This window comes from Kribbella sp. NPDC051952, from assembly GCF_040680855.1.
Lineage (GTDB): Bacteria > Actinomycetota > Actinomycetes > Propionibacteriales > Kribbellaceae > Kribbella.
The window spans coordinates 191,337-209,244 of the sequence record NZ_JBFAXQ010000004.1 but is presented as its reverse complement, the minus strand read 5'-3'; the positions used below and the strand labels follow the sequence as shown (position 1 = coordinate 209,244).

The 17,908-nt window shown below is 69.1% G+C and carries 13 protein-coding genes, 1 pseudogene and 1 riboswitch; of the genes and pseudogenes, 2 read left to right on the top strand and 12 right to left on the bottom strand.

Going from position 1 to position 17,908, the window contains the following annotated elements:
- Positions 1–91 precede the first annotated feature (91 nt).
- Positions 92–658 (top strand): class I SAM-dependent methyltransferase, encoded by a 567-nt coding sequence (locus tag AB0L70_RS10280; protein ID WP_363682211.1) that lies wholly within the window; start codon positions 92–94, stop codon positions 656–658.
- 97 nt (positions 659–755) lie between these two features.
- On the opposite strand, the gene serA is transcribed toward AB0L70_RS10280, so the two are convergent.
- From serA to AB0L70_RS10240, 8 genes and pseudogenes are all read right to left on the bottom strand, one after another.
- Positions 756–2,354 (bottom strand): phosphoglycerate dehydrogenase, encoded by a 1,599-nt coding sequence (serA, locus tag AB0L70_RS10275; RefSeq protein WP_363682209.1) that lies wholly within the window; start codon positions 2,352–2,354, stop codon positions 756–758.
- A gap of 115 nt (positions 2,355–2,469) precedes the next feature.
- Positions 2,470–3,657: a serine protease gene (locus tag AB0L70_RS10270; RefSeq protein ID WP_363682207.1), complete on the bottom strand. Its 1,188-nt coding sequence runs from the start codon at positions 3,655–3,657 to the stop codon at positions 2,470–2,472.
- 127 nt (positions 3,658–3,784) lie between these two features.
- Positions 3,785–4,804 carry a ketol-acid reductoisomerase gene (ilvC, locus tag AB0L70_RS10265; protein WP_363682674.1) on the bottom strand — a complete coding sequence of 340 codons (1,020 nt, stop codon included), beginning with the start codon at positions 4,802–4,804 and terminating at the stop codon, positions 3,785–3,787.
- A gap of 196 nt (positions 4,805–5,000) precedes the next feature.
- Positions 5,001–5,504, bottom strand: a pseudogene (gene ilvN / locus AB0L70_RS10260) (acetolactate synthase small subunit); the annotation flags it as partial.
- Entirely contained in the window at positions 5,504–7,252 is a 1,749-nt protein-coding gene (locus AB0L70_RS10255) for an acetolactate synthase large subunit (RefSeq protein ID WP_363682205.1), read from the bottom strand. The gene AB0L70_RS10255 and the pseudogene ilvN, both read right to left, overlap by 1 nt.
- Before the next feature lie 247 nt (positions 7,253–7,499).
- A complete protein-coding gene (locus tag AB0L70_RS10250) occupies positions 7,500–8,696 on the bottom strand; it encodes a hypothetical protein (RefSeq protein ID WP_363682203.1) in 1,197 nt (398 codons plus the stop codon).
- A 30-nt stretch (positions 8,697–8,726) separates the two neighbouring features.
- Complete coding sequence (ilvD, locus tag AB0L70_RS10245) at positions 8,727–10,394, bottom strand: dihydroxy-acid dehydratase (RefSeq protein WP_363682201.1); 1,668 nt, start codon at positions 10,392–10,394, stop codon at positions 8,727–8,729.
- A 60-nt stretch (positions 10,395–10,454) separates the two neighbouring features.
- A complete protein-coding gene (locus AB0L70_RS10240; RefSeq protein ID WP_363682199.1) occupies positions 10,455–13,802 on the bottom strand; it encodes a S8 family serine peptidase in 3,348 nt (1,115 codons plus the stop codon).
- Positions 13,803–13,974: 172 nt separating this feature from the next.
- Positions 13,975–14,057, top strand: a riboswitch (ZMP/ZTP riboswitch).
- An 18-nt stretch (positions 14,058–14,075) separates the two neighbouring features.
- Here AB0L70_RS10240 and AB0L70_RS10235 point away from each other — a divergent pair.
- Complete coding sequence (locus AB0L70_RS10235) at positions 14,076–14,972, top strand: 5-aminoimidazole-4-carboxamide ribonucleotide transformylase (RefSeq protein ID WP_363682197.1); 897 nt, start codon at positions 14,076–14,078, stop codon at positions 14,970–14,972.
- Here AB0L70_RS10235 and AB0L70_RS10230 read toward each other — a convergent pair.
- From AB0L70_RS10230 to AB0L70_RS10215, 4 genes are read right to left on the bottom strand one after another with little or no spacing between them, the layout of a single operon-like run.
- Positions 14,962–15,501, bottom strand: a complete 540-nt coding sequence (locus tag AB0L70_RS10230; RefSeq protein WP_363682195.1) for an AAA family ATPase — start codon at positions 15,499–15,501, stop codon at positions 14,962–14,964. The genes AB0L70_RS10235 and AB0L70_RS10230 overlap by 11 nt on opposite strands.
- 48 nt (positions 15,502–15,549) lie before the next feature.
- Complete coding sequence (locus tag AB0L70_RS10225) at positions 15,550–15,813, bottom strand: MoaD/ThiS family protein (protein ID WP_363682192.1); 264 nt, start codon at positions 15,811–15,813, stop codon at positions 15,550–15,552.
- The gene (locus tag AB0L70_RS10220) at positions 15,810–16,898 is read right to left on the bottom strand and encodes an exo-alpha-sialidase (RefSeq protein WP_363682190.1); all 1,089 of its coding nucleotides are present in this window, start codon (positions 16,896–16,898) and stop codon (positions 15,810–15,812) included. Before AB0L70_RS10220 ends, AB0L70_RS10225 begins: the two co-directional genes overlap by 4 nt.
- Before the next feature lie 10 nt (positions 16,899–16,908).
- Entirely contained in the window at positions 16,909–17,841 is a 933-nt protein-coding gene (locus AB0L70_RS10215; protein WP_363682188.1) for a 2-hydroxyacid dehydrogenase, read from the bottom strand.
- Positions 17,842–17,908 lie beyond the last annotated feature (67 nt).

Below are 17,908 nucleotides of genomic sequence, written 5' to 3'. Positions count from 1 at the left end.
GTCCGACTATTTCACCACTATGCGGGCAGCTTGTCCCGAGATATGAGATACCAGTGCTGGTACTGGACCAGAGCTGTGCAACTCTCAACCGGTGAGTGCTCCCCCAGAACTGCCGCCGCTGGTGTCGGCGGCCCTCAGCCTGTCCGGCCGGCGTGGATTCGTCAGCTCCACCCGGAACGAGACAGGTCGCTTGCTCGCCTCGCTGGCCGCGTCGAAGACCGGCCTGCTCGGTGAACTCGGGACCGGCTGTGGCGTCGGCTCGGCCTGGCTGCGCAGCAGCGCCGGCGAGACGACCCGGATCGTCACCGCGGAGAGCGACCCGCAACTGGCGAAGGCGGTGGCCGAGCTGTTCGCCGCCGACGAGCGGATCGAGGTCGTCTCGGCGGACTGGACCGCGCTGATGGAACGCGGCCCGTTCGCGCTGCTGTTCGTGGACGCGCGCGAGGCCAAGCTGTCGGCCCGCGACATCATCGCGGATGTGGTCGAGCCGGGCGGTTTCGTCGTACTGGACGATTTCACGCCGTCCGCCGTGTGGCCGCCGATGTACGAGGGCCGCGTCGACACGCTGCGGCAGGAGTGGCTGATGGACAAGCGGTTCACCACCGTCGAGGTGATGGTCGCGCCGGACGCCGCCGTACTGCTCGCCACCCGCCACTAAATAGAAGCGGGCCCGAGCTATTGAGCTCGGGCCCTTGTCAGCCGCCATGCGCCTGCGGGCGGCTGACCGCTTCCAGTAAAACAGTCGTTCGTGTGACTCAGGCCTCGAGGTCCACGGTACGAGCGGTGTCCGCCTGGACCGCGCCCGCGATGTCGTCGAGGACCGTCGTGGCGATCGCCGAGTCGACCGACAGCGCGACCAGGGCCTTGCCGCCCTTGCGGTCCCGGCTGACCTGCATGCCGGCGATGTTCACCTCGGCGTCGCCGAGGATGCGGCCGATCTGGCCGACGATGCCCGGCCGGTCCTCGTAGGTGAGGAAGGCCAGGTGGGCCGACAGCTCGACCTCGAGGTCGAACCCGTCGATCTCGACCAGCCGCTCCGACTGCCGGACGCCGACCAGCGTGCCGGACACCGACACCTGGGTGCCGTCGGCGAGCGTGCCGCGCAGCGTGATCAGGTTGCGGTGCTCCGGGCTGTCGTGGTCGGTGACGAGCCGGACCTCGAGCCCCCGCTCGGCCGCGAGCAGCGGCGCGTTCACGTAGGAGACGTTGTCCTCGACGACATCGGCGAAGACACCCTTGAGCGCGGCGAGCTCCAGCACCTTCACGTCGTACTGCGTGATCTCGCCGCGGACCTCGACGTCGAGCTGCTGCGCGACGCCACCGGCCAGCGCGGTGAAGATGCGGCCCAGCTTCTCGGTCAGCGCGATGCCCGGCCGGACGTCCTCGGCGATCACGCCGCCCTGGACGTTGACCGCGTCGGGGACGAGCTCGCCGGACAGCGCGAGCCGGACCGACTTGGCGACCGCGATACCGGCCTTCTCCTGCGCCTCGTCGGTGGACGCGCCCAGGTGCGGGGTGGCGACCACGTTCTCGAACTCGAACAGCGGCGAGTCGGTGCACGGCTCCTTGGCGAACACGTCCAGCCCGGCGGCCGCGACCCGGCCCTCCTTGAGGGCGGAGTACAGCGCCTGCTCGTCGACGATCCCGCCGCGGGCCGCGTTCACGATGATGACCTCGGGCTTGACCTTGTGCAGCTCCTCGTCGCCGATCAGGCCGATCGTCTCCGGGGTCTTCGGCAGGTGCACCGAGATGAAGTCGCTGGCGCTGAGCAGCTCGTCGAGGGTGGCGAGCCGCACACCCATCTGCGCGGCCCGGCCGGCCTGCACGTACGGGTCGTAGGCGATCACGTTCATGCCGAAGGCGGCCAGCCGCTGCGCGACCAGGACGCCGATCTTGCCGAGGCCGACGATGCCGACGGTCTTCTCGAACAGCTCGACACCGGAGTACTTGCTGCGCTTCCACTCGCCGTTCTTCAGCGACTGGTCGGCGGCCGGGACCCGGCGCGCGGCGGCCAGCAGCAGCGCGACCGCGAGCTCGGCGGCGCTGACGATGTTGGAGGTCGGCGCGTTCACGACCATCACGCCGGCCTGGGTGGCGGCCTTCACGTCCACGTTGTCCAGGCCGACGCCGGCGCGGGCGACCACCTTCAGGCGCTTGGCGGCGGCGAGTGCCTCGGCGTCCACCTTGGTGGCGCTGCGGATCAGGATGGCGTCGACGTCGGCGATGGCCGGGATCAGCTCGGCGCGGTCGGCGCCGTTGGTGTGCCGGATCTCGAAGTCGGGGCCGAGCGCCTCGACGGTGGCCGGGCTGAGCTCTTCGGCGATCAGGACGACGGGCCGGGTTACGTCAGTCATGGAGGAGTCTCCTGGATTAGCGGTAGGGGCTCGTATGAACTGAGCACCGCGCTGTGCCCGCTGTAGTGATCGTACCGCGTCGGCTTCCGGACCCGTGCGGGGACCCGAATGCCGGTCAGTCGGTGTCGCAGCTGGCCTGACCCATCGACGAGGCCTGGTCCATGACGAGCTTCCCGCCCTCCCGGACCAGCCGGTAGCGCAGATCCAGCCGGTTGCACGCCAGGCCCTGGGCGCCCTTGGCGTTCGGCGAGAACAGCGCCGTGAACGTCATCCGGGCGTTCGCGCCGTCCACGCCGGCCCGGGTCACCTCGGTGATCTTGGCGCCGAAGAAGTACGACGTCTGGTGGCTGCTCTGATCCCGGGTGACGGTGATGGTCTTGGCCAGCCGCTGCGAGTAGACCGCCTGGAGCGCGCGGAAGTCGCGCTGGTTCTCCAGCGTCAGGTAGTTGCCCAGCAGCCGCTGCACCTCGCCGGCCAAGGGGGTGCCCGCGACCTGGAGCTCCGGCACGATCGCGGCCTGCGGACCCCGCGACTGCTCACAGGTGCCACCGGCCTCGGGCGTGATATCGGTCGAGCCTGTCGCGATGTACCCGCGCAGCTTGTCGACTCCGACGATCGTGCTGGCCGGAACCGTGTCACCGACGACCAGGCCGACCACCTGACCGGCCTTGTCGACGACCGGGCCGCCGAGCTTGGCCGGGTTCATCACCGTGCCGAGTGCTCGCGGCTGCTCCGTCGTACCGACCGACTGGATCGTCTGTTTGCCGGCCTGCGTGTAGCCGATCAGGGCCCGCTCGGCCTTCGGGTCGGGATCGGTCACCGCGAGCGGCACCGGAGTCTCGTCCAGCCGCCCGATCATCGTCAGTACGGCGACCCCGTCCGCGGTGCTGCCGAGCTGGTTGGCCCGGCGGATCCGGTTGTCCGGGGTCACGATCACGATCGACAACGGCTGCTTGACCGCCGATGCGGCGGTCAGGATCCGCCCGTTGTCGAGCAGTACGCCGGTCGCTTCACCGGTCCCCTCGCACGTCGTCGCGAGCACCCGGACGACGCTGCCGCCGATCGACTCGAGCACCTGCTCGGTGTTGACCTTCAGGCTCTGGGAGCGAACCCACCAGCCGGCCGTCGCACCACCGGCGACGATGAGCAGGAGGACGAGGAAACCGGCCAGGATCCGGCCGAAGATCCACGGCTGTCGCGGCGGGGGCGCCGGGGTGCGCGGCGTACTCGTCTGGAGTTGGGTGAGCGTGCCGGCACCGGCCGGGATACGCCGAGGCGGCCGGGGCAGCTCGCGCCCGTCCATCGATACCTCCCCCATCACCCGTCCAGACCGGAACCGTCACCGATTGTGCCAAATTACAGTGTCGTGCACGCAAAGACAGGGCCCGAACCACCCACCTGGATGGTTCGGGCCCTGCAGGTTGCTGCAATCAGCGAGCGGCGCTGCCCTCGACGTAGTCGTCGTCGTGCGACTTGACCCACGCCATCAGGCCGCGCAGTTCCTTGCCCACGGCCTCGATCGGGTGCTCCTGGCTCTTCTTGCGGAACTCCGCGAACTCCGGCGCGCCGGCGTCCTGGTCGGCGATGAAGCGGGCCGCGAAGGTGCCGTCGGTGATGTCGCCGAGGACCTCCTTCATCCGCTGCTTCACCGACGCGTCGATGATCCGCGGGCCGGACACGTAGTCGCCGTACTCGGCGGTGTCGGAGACCGACCAGCGCTGCTTGGCGATACCGCCTTCGTAGATCAGGTCGACGATCAGCTTGAGCTCGTGCAGGCACTCGAAGTACGCGACCTCGGGCTGGTAGCCGGCCTCGGTCAGTACCTCGAAGCCGTTCTGGATCAGCGCCGACACACCACCACAGAGGACGGCCTGCTCACCGAACAGGTCGGTCTCGGTCTCCTCGGTGAAGGTGGTCTTGATGCCGCCGGCGCGCAGGCCGCCGATGCCCTTGGCGTACGACAGCGCCAGGTCCCACGCCTTGCCGGTGGCGTCCTGCTCGACCGCTACCAGCACGGGTACGCCGCGACCCTCGGAGTACTCGCGGCGGACCAGGTGTCCCGGGCCCTTCGGCGCGACCATGAACACGTCCACGCCGGCCGGCGGCTTGATGTAGCCGAACCGGATGTTGAAGCCGTGACCGAACACGAGCGCGTCGCCGTCGACCAGGTTCGGCTCGATGGCCTCCTTGTAGAGCTTGCGCTGGGCCGGGTCCGGCGCGAGTACGACGATGACGTCGGCCTCCTCGACCGCCTCGGCCGGGCTGAGCACGCGCAGGCCCTGGGCCTCGGCCTTGGCCCGGCTCTTCGAGCCCTCGGGCAGGCCGACCCGGACGTCGACGCCGGAGTCGCGCAGCGAGAGTGCGTGCGCGTGGCCCTGGGAGCCGTAGCCGAGAACGGCCACGTGGCGGCCCTGGATCACCGACAGGTCGGCGTTGTCGTCGTAGAACATTTCTGCTGCCACTGGTGGCACTTCTCCTCTGAGTTGTCAGTTACGGCTGTCAGGCCTGGCGCGCCGGGGCGACCGGCCGGCCGGGTGGTGGGGCCGGCACCGGGTGGTGCGGGTGTGGGTGCGGACGCTCGGCGGGGGGTTGCGCCTGGACGTTCGGCGCGCCGGACGCGACGTGCGGCGGCGGCACCGGGACCGGCCGCAGGGTGCGGTCGGAGATGGAGCGACTGCCCCGGCCGATCGCCACCATGCCGGACTGCACCAGCTCACGGACGCCGAAGGGTTCCAGCACCCGGAGCATGGCCTCGAGTTTCTCGGGATTGCCGGTCGCCTCGATCGTGATCGCGTCCGGTGCCACGTCCACCACCTTCGCACGGAACAGCTGGACGGTCTCCAGCACCTGTCCCCTGGTCAGGGTGTCGGCCTTGACCTTGACCAGCAGCAGTTCGCGCTGAACCGTCTGGCTGGGCTCGAGCTCGACGATCTTGATCACGTTCACCAGCTTGTTCAGCTGCTTGGTGATCTGCTCCAGCGGCTGCTCGTCCACGCTGACCGCGATCGTCATCCGGGACACCTCGGGGTGCTCGGTCGGGCCGACCGCGAGCGAGTCGATGTTGAACCCCCGCCGCGAGATCAATGCGGCGACGCGGGCCAGCACACCATGCTTGTTCTCGACCAGGATGCTCAAAGTGTGCTTGGTCATCAGATCTCCTCGTTGTCCCAGGTCGGGGCCATGTCGCGGGCGATCTGGATGTCGTCGTTGCTGGTGCCGGCGGCGACCATCGGCCAGACCATCGCGTCCCGGTGTACGACGAAGTCGACCACGACCGGCTGGTCGGTGACCGACATGGCCTTGTCGATCGTCGCGTCGACCGAGTCCTTGTCGGAGCAGCGCAGCCCGACGCCACCCATCGCCTCGGCCAGCTTGGCGAAGTCCGGGATCCGGGCCGAGTGCAGGTCGGTGTTGGAGTAGCGCTTGTCGTAGAACAGCGTCTGCCACTGCCGGACCATGCCCAGCGACTGGTTGTTGATCACCGCGACCTTGATCGGGATGCCCTCCAGCGCACAGGTGACGAGCTCCTGGTTGGTCATCTGGAAGCAGCCGTCGCCGTCGATCGCCCACACGGTCTTGTCCGGCCGGGCGACCTTGGCCCCCATCGCGGCCGGAACGGCGTACCCCATCGTGCCGAGGCCGCCGGAGTTCAGCCAGTGCCGCGGCTTCTCGAACGGCAGGTAGTGCGCGGCCCACATCTGGTGCTGGCCGACGCCGCTGGTGTAGATCGCGTCCGGCCCGGCGATCTGGCCGATCCGCTCGATCACGTACTGCGGGGACAGGCTGCCGTCCTCGGGTTCGTCGTACCCGACCGGGTACTTGGCCCGGACGCCCTCGAGCTGGTGCCGCCAGGTGTCGTACGACGGGGTCCGGCCGGCGTTCGCGATCTCGGTCCGGAGAGCGGCGAGCAGGTCGGTGATGACCTCCTTGCAGTCACCCACGATCGGCACGTCGACGATCCGGTTCTTGCCGATCTCGGCGGGGTCGATGTCGGCGTGGATGACCTTCGCGTCGGGGGCGAACGAGTCGAGCTTGCCGGTGACGCGGTCGTCGAAACGGGCGCCGAGACAGATCAGCAGATCAGACCGCTGCAGCGCGCCGACCGCGGAGACCGAGCCGTGCATGCCCGGCATACCGAAGTGCAGGTCGTGGGTGTCCGGCAGTGCGCCGCGGGCCATCAGCGTGGTGACCACGGGGATGCCGAGGAGCTCCGCGAGCTCCTTCAGCTCGGTGTGGGCCTGGGCCCGGATCACGCCGCCGCCGACGTACAGGACCGGCTTCTCGGCCGCGGCGATCAGGCGGGCCGCCTCGCGCACCTGCTTGGGGTGCGGGCGGGTCACCGGCCGGTAGCCGGGCAGCGAGAGCTCGGTCGGCCACTGGAAGTCGACCTTCGCCTGCATCGCGTCCTTGGTCACGTCGACCAGCACCGGACCGGGCCGGCCGGTCGAGGCGATGTGGAACGCCTCGGCCACCGTGGTGGCGATGTCGTTCGGGTCGTTGACCAGGAAGTTGTGCTTGGTGATCGGCATCGTGATGCCGCGGATGTCGGCCTCCTGGAAGGCGTCCGTACCGATCGCGGGACCGGCGACCTGGCCGGTGATCGCGACCAGCGGGACCGAGTCCATGTACGCGTCCGCGATCGGCGTCACCAGGTTCGTCGCGCCCGGGCCCGAGGTCGCCATACACACGCCGGTCTTGCCGGACGCGGCGGCGTACCCCTGGGCGGCGTGGCCGGCGCCCTGCTCGTGACGTACCAGGATGTGGCGGATCTGGGTCGAGTCGAGCATCGGGTCGTATGCCGGGAGGATCGCGCCACCCGGGATGCCGAAGACGGTGTCGACTCCGGCATGTTCCAGTGCGCGGATCAGAGCCTGTGCCCCGGTCAGCTGCTCACTCATGAGTGCCTTCCCTAAGTCCTGTCACGATTGGCTTCGTCTGGCTTTGTCGCGACCGATCCATCCTCGCTTGTGTTCGTCTTCAGGTCACTTCTGGATCTCAGATAGTCGCCCTGGCAACAAAAAACCCCTTCCGCCGGTTGGCTGAAGGGGCGCGCTCGACTCTGTGGTCGCGTCAGTCGGCGCGCCGCACAAGTACGAGGAGAATCGATCGCATGTAGGCATTATTCGCCGACAGACCACGACCCGGTCAAGTTCGGCCCGACGATGTCTCATTGCGTGAGATGACTGTCTTAGATCCAGCCGCCCTCGGCGTCGGACGGGCACCGTCGCCGGTCGGCAACAAGACGGCGCCCTGCAGATCGATCCCGGCCCGGTCGCGTGCGGTCCGCAGCTCCGCCGGCACGACGTCGGGGCTGCGTACGCCGGCTGCCTGGCCGTGCAGCCCGGTGACGAGATCGCCGACCAGCTCCCGTGGATCGGCGATCAGCGCCGACGACGCGCCACGCGGCGGAACCGGTTCGGCTCGGGCCAGCTCGGTGGTGTGCGCCATCATCTCGGTCCACGTCATCCGCCCCGCGGTGTGCTCGCGCCGCAGCAGCTCCATCTGCTCGACGGTGAACGCCCGCTGCGGGAAGAGCTCGTTGCTCTGGCTGAGCGTGAATCGATCGTTGGCGTAGATCTGGCACTGGGATTCCAGGTAGGGCACGGTCAGTTCGCGGGGCAGCTCGACCTCGGTGCCGTCGCTGAAGGCGGGCACGGCGAGGGTTGCCCGGTTCCGTTCGAGCAGGAGCCCGAGCCCACGACGCAGTCCGCCTTGCAGCGCCAGATCAGATTTGTCGGCGTCGCTCATCGCGGCACCCAGTGGCCGGTCCGCCGTCGACCTGGTACCGATCCCGTCCTGCGGCGTCGCACCCACGACCTGGGTGTTCATGATCAGATCGTCGACGGTGTCGTAGCCGGCCTGGGTGAACAACTCGGTCGGCCGGTAGCCGTGTTCGCGTTCGTAGGCTCGCATCGCGTCCTGGGCAGCGATCACACTCAACCGCTCACGGTCCGGACTCAGGTCGTAGGTCAACGGGCGCAGGGGTGCTCCGGCCCGCTCCAGCTGGTGGCGCAGGATCGCCTGCCGTTCGTCGACCTCGATCAGGGCCGCGCGGTGCGGACTGCCGTCGTACGGACCGCCGACCTCTTGGACGTGGTCATGGTGGATTCCGGCGATCAGGGCGAAGGGCACGGCCTCCGGCGGCTCCAGTCCTGCCTCGACCAGCCTGGCCGCACCACGGGCCGCCTGCCACGCCACCCGGAGGTTGTGCGTCGCGTTGTGGTTGCCCCAGCCGTCGCGAAAGCGGTCGTCGACGCCGTACCGGCGTACCAGGAAGGTGAACTGGGCCCGGGTGATTGTGCTCGCGGCCCGGTGAACCTCGGCCAGCTGCTCGGCATCCATCCGCGTACCTAAGCAGCCAGCCGGTTCACCTCAGATGCAGACGGCGCCTTCGGAGGCGGAGCGGACCAGGCGGGTGTACTTGCCGAGCACGCCCTTGGTGATGGCCGGGGCCTTCGGGGTCCAGCCCTGCTTGCGGGACTCGAGCTCCTCCGGAGTGACGTGCAGGTCGAGGGTGCGGTTCTTCACGTCGAGCGTGATCCGGTCGCCGTCGCGGACGAACGCGATCGGGCCGCCGTCGACCGCCTCGGGGGCGACGTGCCCGACGCAGAGTCCCGTCGTACCGCCGGAGAAGCGGCCGTCGGTGAGGAGCAGGACGTCCTTGCCGAGGCCGGCGCCCTTGATCGCGCCGGTGACCGCGAGCATCTCGCGCATCCCGGGGCCACCCTTGGGACCCTCGTACCGGATCACGACGACGTCGCTGGGATTCAGATCGGCGACGGCGTCCATGGCGTCGCGCTCGCCGTCGAAGACTCGCGCCGTACCTTCGAAGACGTCGGAGTCGAAGCCGGCGCTCTTGACCACGGCACCTTCTGGTGCGAGCGAGCCGTGCAGGATCGTGATGCCGCCGGTGCCGTGGATCGGCTTGTCCAGGGCGCGGATGATCGTGCCGTCGACGTCCGGCGGCGCGATGTCGGCGAGGTTCTCGGCCATCGTCTTGCCGGTGACGGTCAGGCAGTCGCCGTGCAGGAGGCCGGCGTCGAGCAGCGCGCGCATGACCACCGGGATGCCGCCGACCCGGTCGACGTCCGTCATCACGTACCGGCCGAACGGCTTGAGGTCGCCGAGATGCGGCACCCGATCGCCGATCCGGTTGAAGTCGGCGAGGGTCAGGTCGACCTCGGCCTCGCGGGCGATCGCGAGCAGATGCAGTACGGCGTTGGTCGAGCCACCGAGCGCCATCACGACGGCGATGGCGTTCTCGAACGCCTCCTTGGTGAGGATCTGGCGGGCCGTGATCCCCTTGCGCAGCAGGCCGACCGCGGCCTCACCGGACTTGCGCGCGTACCCGTCGCGGCGGCGATCGACCGCCGGCGGAGCGGCCGAGCCGGGGAGGGACATACCGAGCGCCTCGGCGGACGCGGCCATCGTGTTGGCCGTGTACATGCCGCCGCAAGCGCCTTCACCCGGGCAGATCGCGCGTTCGACCGCGTCGACCTCCTCCTGGGTGATCAGGCCGCGAACACAGGCGCCGACGGCCTCGAACGCGTCGATGATCGTGACGTCTTTGTCGCCGAGCTTGCCGGGCATGATCGAACCGGCGTACAGGAACACCGACGCCAGGTCGAGCCGCGCCGCGGCCATCAGCATGCCGGGCAGGGACTTGTCGCAGCCGGCCAGCAGGACCGAGCCGTCCAGCCGCTCGGCCTCCATCACGGTCTCGACCGAGTCGGCGATGATCTCGCGGCTGACCAGCGAGTAGTGCATGCCGACGTGACCCATCGAGATGCCGTCGGAGACGCTGATCGTGCCGAACTCGAGCGGGTACCCGCCGGCCGCGTGCACGCCTTCCTTGACCGCCTTCGCGAGGCGGTCGAGCGACAGGTTGCACGGGGTGATCTCGTTCCAGCTCGAGGCGACGCCGACCTGTGGTTTGGCCCAGTCGTCGTCGCCCATCCCGACCGCCCGGAGCATTCCCCGGCTGGCGGTGGCTTCGAGCCCATCGGTCACTGTCCGGCTACGAGGCTTCACATCGACCATGCGCGTCACTCTATTCCTCCGGGTTCGCGCCCGGAGGAACAGAGCGACACATTCACCTGCTCAGCGCACCGGCACCAGGTCGAGGACGGTCTGGTCCACCGAACCGCCGGACCGGTCGGTGACGGTGGCCCGGACGGACAGGGTCTTGCCTGGCAGCAGCATCCACGGCGCAACGACGGTCCGGTAGCCACCCGCGGACCGCACCAGCGGCGCGGCGGTCCAGGTCTTGCCGTGATCGGACGACAGCAGGAGCTTCGCCGACTTCACCGGTACAGCCGCACCGCCGGAGTAGCCGAGGTCGAGATCGAACAGCATCGGCCGCCACGCCCGCGTGCTGCCGTCGACCGCAACGGCCGGATCGTACGACGGCCGGATCAGTTGCGGCTCGACACCGCTCGCTCCCGGATCGTCGGACGAGGTCGCGCTGAACTGCCACGTGGTCCTGGCCTGCCCGGAGGTCGGGACCGCCTTGGTCGACCAACTGTGTTCCAGCCGCCACCGGGCCGCGCCGGCCGGAACCTGGAAGGCGCCGGTCGCAGTTGGCAGCGCATCGATCAAGTCACCGTTGCGGTACAGGGCCAACTGCTGTCCACCAACCAGATTCTGATCCACCACTCCGATGTGGTTGGCATCCGCGAGACCGACCTGCACGTTGAACCAGCCACCTTGCATGCTGGCGACACTGAGCTGCGGATGCAGCGCGGCGCCGAGCATCGACCGGACCTTCTCGCCGCGCTGGTAGGTGCGGTACGGATCGTCGCAGAGGCCTGCTGTGCCGGTATTGGGCACTTTGTGGCACTGCCACCAGGTAATTCCCGGACCGGCGGACAACAATTCCACCATCTGTCCGGGGGCCTTGACCGTCCGACGGGTCGACCAGCCGACCTGGGTGAAGGTACTCAGCACGCCCCGGTCGACGACCTGCGTGCCGTCGCCCCAGGTACTACCGAAGGTCGACTCGACCCTCGCCATGTCGCGCACGGCCTTCGCGTCGATCGGCTGGACCAGCGGCGAGCTGAACCGATTCGCGCTCTGGTAGACCTCGTACACGTCCGGGGTGGCCTGGTGGGCCTTCCTGGTCGGCTCCAACTGCCACCGGGTGATCGCTTCGGCGACGCCGGTCGAGGGGGCCGTCGTGGGGGTGACATAGATCCGGCCGGCACTCAGGTCGTCAGCGGTCACCGGCACGTGGTCGAACTGCCACTCGTCCTTGCCCTTGCCCCGCATATAGGCGACCGCACCCTGGGTGACGGTGGTCGGTTGCCCTTGGACCACGGGTGCCTTCACCTGGACCGCCTTGCGGGCATCCAGCGTGAACGAGGTGTCCTTGGCCACGTTGAGATTCGCTTCGATGGCGAACGTCGTCGTGTCTCCCGTGGGTACGAAGCTGTAAGCGCCGTACACGCCGGGCGTGACCCGGGTCTTGCCGCGGCCCTGGTCGTCCAGGAACAACTGGTTGTAATGGCCGTCACTGGCGTTGAACACATTCACGTAGCCACCGGAGACAGGCTTCCCGGCCCGGTCGAGCACGCGGACCGAGAGATCCTGCATCGGCGGCTCGTCGTACGCGTTCAGAGCCAGCCGCAGCCGTCGCTTGCCGGTGCTGTCGATCACGTCGAGCGCACCCTGCCAGTCGTTGTCCGCGAGCGTGACCCACGGCCCGACAAGATCGCTCAGGCCGGTCCGGTCGAAGGTCACGGTGGCGTCGGCGGTCCCGCCGGCCGGCACCGTCAGGGTGGCAGGGGTGACGACGACAGTGGACTCCGGCGCCGCCTTGTTCCAGATGGTCGTCTCCCGGTCGGCGAAGGTGAGCGTGACCGGCTCGGCGCTGGGGTTCGTCAGCGTCAGCGTGCGTCGCTGCGATGTCCCGTCGTCGTGCTTGACGCGTCCGTAGTCGATCGATCCGACGTCGGGGACGAGGCCTTCCGGCGAGGTCGCGACGTCCAGGTTGATCCGGCCGCTGCCGGTCCACCCCGCGTAGATGCCGTTGCTGTCGACGGCGCTGCTGCTCAATCGCGCCTTCAGTTGCTGCCAAGTCAGCTCCGGGTGCTGCTGGAGCAGCAGGGCGGCCGCTCCGGTCACCAGGGACGCGGACCGGGACGTGCCGAAACCCGTCTCGTACAGGTCGCCGTCGCGGGCGCCGGTGCGAGCGGCGAGGATGCTCGTGCCCGGCGCGGACAGCTCCGGCTTCTGCCGGAACGAGTTCGTCGGTCCCATGCTGGTGAAGAGGGCCCGGCCGCCGGTGTCGTTGAGCGCACCCACGGTCAGAGCGGAGGCAGCCGTTCCCGGCGTCTCGACGGTGAACGGCGAGGCGTAGATGTCCCCGTCGTCGCCGGCCGCCGCCACGAACAGCGTCCCGCTCTGCTGCGTCAGCCGGTCGACCGCGTCGGCGAGCAGGTCATCGCCCTGGTACGGAGCGCGTGCGCCGAGCCCGACGTTCACCAGGTCCGCGTGCTGGTCGACGGCCCATTCCATCGCAGCGATCAGCTCGGACACCGTGCCCTCGCCGGCCGCGTTCAGGATCTTGCCGGAGATCAGTTCGGCACCGGGTGCGATCCCCTTGCGAGCGCCGTCGGACCCCGCACCGTTGCCTGCCACCAGGGAGGCCAGCTGGGTGCCATGTCCGAGGTCGTCCTGCGGGCCTTCGCCGGTGAAGTCCGCGGCCGCCGTCACCTTGCCCTCGAGCGCCGGGTGGCCGGTGTCGATCCCGGAGTCGAGGATCGCGACCTTGACGCCGTGGCCATCGAGGCCGCGCCGCCACGCTGTCGGCGCCTGTACCTGTTGCAGATACCCGTCCAGCGGTGCGGCGGTCGTCGTGGGACCACTGGCCGGCTTGGTCGCGGGAGCGGGCTTGGTCACGGGGTCCGCGTGCAGCGCGGCGTCCAGCCAGATCTTGGTCGCACCGGCCGCGTGGTCCGTGGTCAGGGCAGTCCCGAAGGCCGCGGCACGAGCCTTCTGGATGCGGCCGGCGGTCGCGCCGATGCCGGTCAGAGTGCGTGTGGCGGTGAATCCACCGCTCGCCATCGTGCGGTCGCCGGAGTTGCGGACGATGACGGGCAGGTCCGTACGGTGCGCGTCGTCGTACCCCATCTCGACCAGCCCGGTCACGTCGAACAGCGAGGGATCGAGGACGGCGGGAACCAGGCTCGCGACGTCGTGCGGGATCACGCTGATCCGGCCGTGGTCGTTGTGTACGGCGTACCCGACCGCAGGCCGGCCGTCGCGGGCCTGCACGTCGACCTGCGGCCTGCCGTCAGGACCGGGGCGGAGCGTGACATGTTCGCCGGTCAGCAACGTCACCGTCGCTGCGCCGCGTAGCCCGGGCGCCTGCCCTTCGTCCCGGGTCGGGGGCGGGCCGGCTGCGGCCGCGGGCGCGAGGCCGGTCAACGCCAGCGCGCAACTGGCCACGAGTGCCGGTATCGGTAACGATCGTGGAAACCCCACCGGGGACACCATCCTTGCTCTTGGCACCTATCAGGTGCATGCGAATGCTCCCTGTGGTATCCGATCCAGACCGATAGGGCCACGAATCCGCGGTGACAGGAGCCCGACATGGCCGGAATCAGTCAGCACTAAGCTGGCCGTCAACCGCGACTGGCGAGGGTGGAGTACCACCGGGGAGCGGATGGTCAGAACAAGGCGTCGTCCGCCTGGGCGCCTCCGATTCTTCGGAGGTGCTGAATGCGTTATGGGATGAATCCACACCAACCCGCCTCGATGACGGTTCTGGGTGAGGCGCCGTTCGCGGTTGTTTCGGGGGCGCCGTCGTACATCAACGTGCTTGACGCGCTGACGGGGTGGCAGTTGGTGCGGGAGGCATCGAGGGCGTTCGGAGTGCCGGCGGCTGCGTCGTACAAGCATGTGTCGCCGGCTGGGGCGGCCGTTGGTGCGGACGCTTATGTGCGGGCGCGGGATGCCGATCCGAAGTCGTCGTACGGCGATTTCATTACGGTCTCGGAGCCTGTCGACGCGGAGTTGGCCGGCGTGCTGAAGAAGGTGGTGTCGGACGGGATCATCGCGCCCGGGTACGACGAGGGCGTGGTCGCGACGCTGGCTGCGAAGAAGCGGGGGACGTTCCTGGTGCTGGAGGCGGATGCGTCCGTCGAGCCGCCGGTGGAAGAGGTGCGGGAGTTCTACGGGCTGCGGCTGACGCAGCGGCGGGACGACGTGCCGCTGACACGCGAATTGCTGGATCCGGCGGTGCCGGACGCGGCGGCCCGGGATCTGGTGCTGGGGATGATCGTTGCCCGCTACACCCAGTCGAACAGCGTGGTGATGGTGAAGGACGGGATGGTCGTCGGGGTCGGGGCCGGTCAGCAGTCGCGGGTGGATTGCACGCAACTGGCGGGTGAGAAGGCTGCCACCTGGGCGCGTCGTTCGGGTGCGGTCTTGTCCGGTGTGTCGATGGTTTCGGACGGCGCGTTGCCGTTTGTCGACAACATTGAGGTGGCTGCCGGTTATGGGGTCGCGCATATCGCTGAGCCGGGCGGATCGATCCGGTCGGGCGAGGTGGCCGCGGCGTGTGCCGAGCGTGGAATCAGCTGGTCAACGACCGGGGTGCGGCTGTTCAGGCACTGAGTCGGTGGGTGCCTGAGGCAACCGCCTTGCGGACCTCGGCGGCGGTCTGACCGGCGTCGAGGTCCGTGGTGTCGAGCGCGTGCGGCTCCAGCTCGCCGAGGTTCGCGAACGCGCCGTGCAGGCCGGTGATTGCTTCGACGTTCTTGAGCTCGGTCTCGGCCCGTTGCCGGGCCCGGTCCAGCGTGGTCCCGAGGTCGGGACGGAGTACGACGTACGACATCGTCCACTCCCCCTCCGCCGCAGCCTTGAGGTACGGCGGAAGGAACCACGGCCCGATGATCCCGTCGACGACCACGTCGTACCCACCTCGAGCCCACACGTCGACCGCCGCCACGATCGCGTCGACGACCACCACGTTCTGCTGCTCGGCACCCGGCAGGTACGGCGGCACGAAGCCGGTGCGGATGGCCCGGAAGAACTCGTCGGTGGTCACGTGCACGGTCGGGCGGGTCGTGTCGGTTGCGACGAGGGTGGCAACTGTCGTCTTGCCTGATCCGGGGGCGCCGGTCAGGAGGAGTACGTCGGTCATGCCGCCAGACGCTAATCACATCGCGCGGCAAACGGCAGTCTTGTCTTTTCAGCCGCCGGCGACGCTAGGCAATATCAGGAGTTCGTCCCCGTCGGTCAGCTGCGTGCCCAGGCCGTCCAGATCGCGGATGTTGTCGTCGCCCAGGTAGATGTTCACGTGCCGGCGGATGGCGCCCTGCTCGTCCGTCAACCTCCTGCGCAGGGCCGGATCCAGCGCGGCGAAGACCTCGCCGACCGTGGCCCCGTCGACCTCCACCCGCTCGGCTCCAGCCGCGAACGGCCGCAGCACGGTCGGCAGGCGGACGGCGATCACCCGATCACCGCGGCCCGCACACTCAGTACGTCGGGCAGGTGGCTCACGACCTCGACCCACGTGTCACCGGCGTCCGCGCTCGCGTAGACGCAGCCGTCGCGAGTACCGACGTACACCCCGGCCGGATCGGCCATGTCGGTGGTGAGGGCATCGCGCAGGACCGGGATGTACGAGACGTCCGGCAGGCCTTTGGACAACGGCTCCCAGGTGGCCCCCGCGTCCCGGGACCGGTAGACGCGGCACTTGGCGTCGGTCGGGATCCGGTTCGCGTCCGCGACCAGCGGGAAGACGTACACGGTCTCCGGCTCGTGCGGATGCACCGCGATCGGGAACCCGAAGTCCGACGGCAGCCCGTCCGCGATCGACTTCCAGATCGCACCACCGTCGTCGGACCGGTAGACCCCGTGATGGTTCTGCGCGAACATCCGATCCGGTACGTCGGGATGCGCGGCGAGCTTGTGCACACACTGGCCGAACTCCGGATACGGGTCGGGGAAGAATTTCGCCTGGATCCCCTGGTTCGCCGGCTCCCACGACGTTCCGCCGTCGGCGGTCCGGTAGACGCCGCCGGTCGACATCGCGACGCTGACCCGATCGGGATCGGACGGATGCGGCAGGACCGTGTGCACGGCCTGCCCGCCGAACCCGGCGCCCCACTCCTTGCGGTGCGGGTGGTCCCACAGCCCGCGGACCAGTTCGAACGTCACTCCCCCATCGGTCGACTTCCACAGTGCCGATGGCTGGGTCCCGGCGTACACAACGCCCGGCTGCCCGACCGGACCGGGCTGAATCTGCCAGACCCGCTCGAGGGAAGCCTCGGCGTCGGCCGGGAACCCGATCGAGCCCTCCGGCGGCTCGGCCCAGGTCGCACCGAGGTCGTCGGAGTGGAAGACCGCCGGACCCCAGTGCTCACTGGTCCCGCCGGCGAAGATCCGCGGCCGCTCACCTCGGGTGTCGATGCCCACGGCGTACACGCCCTGCATCTCGAACTCCGGCCCGTCGAGGGTCCAGTTCTGCCGGGCGGCGTCGCTCCGGCCGATCCACAGACCCTTCTTGGTCCCGATCAGCAGTACGGCCTCGGACATCGGTGTCCTCCTAACGTGGCGGGCCCGCCACGACGTTGATCAGTGGTTCGCCGGATGCGTAACGCTCCAGTTGTGCACGCACAAGCCGGGCAACTCGCGGCGGGAAGGCCGTCGAGGCGCCACCCCGGTGCGGGTTGATCAGCACGTTCGGAGCAGACCACAGCGGATGTCCGGCGGGCAACGGTTCGGGATCGGTCACGTCCAGCGCGGCGCGGATGCGGCGCGTCTCCAGCTCGGCGATAAGCGCATCGGTATCCACCACGACACCGCGAGCGACATTGACGAGCAGCGCGCCGTCCTTCAGCTGCGCCAGGAACTTCGCGTCGACCATCCCCCGCGTCTCCGCGGTCGCCGGAGTCAGCAGTACGACGACATCCGCGCGCGGCAACAGCTCCGGCAGCTCGGAGATCGCATGCACGCCGTCCCGCGCCCGCCGCGCGACCCGGATCACGTCGCACTCGAACCCGTTCAGCCGACGCTCCAGCGCCTCCCCGATCGACCCGTACCCGAGGATCAGCACCGTCCGGTCCGCGAGCGAGTCGTCGACCTCGTCGTACGACGCGGGCCAGACATGCTCGGCCTGGTTGCGAATGGCCCGCGGCAGCCGCCGGTACGTCGCCAGGATCAGGCCGACCGCGAGCTCGGCGGTGGAGGCGTCGTGGACGCCGCGGGCATTGCACAAGGTGACGCCGCCGGCCAGATGCGGCAGCACGTTCTCGAAGCCGGCGGTCTGCAGTTGCACGACCTTCAGTGCGGGCATGTCCCGGACCACCTCGGCCACCTTCGCGCCGCCCATGTACCCCGGGACGTAGAACTCGACCTCGGCCAGCGACGCCGGCCGCTCACCACCGTCGTAGAAGTCCACGTCGTACCCGGCGGGCAACCCACCGAGGAAGCTGTCGGGGTCCTCCCAGGGCAGCCACGCCTTCACCAGATCAGCCATGCCGTAGAACTTACCCCCGGGTGATAGATGTCCCATGCCAGACGCCGGGCATAGTCGTACTCTGGAT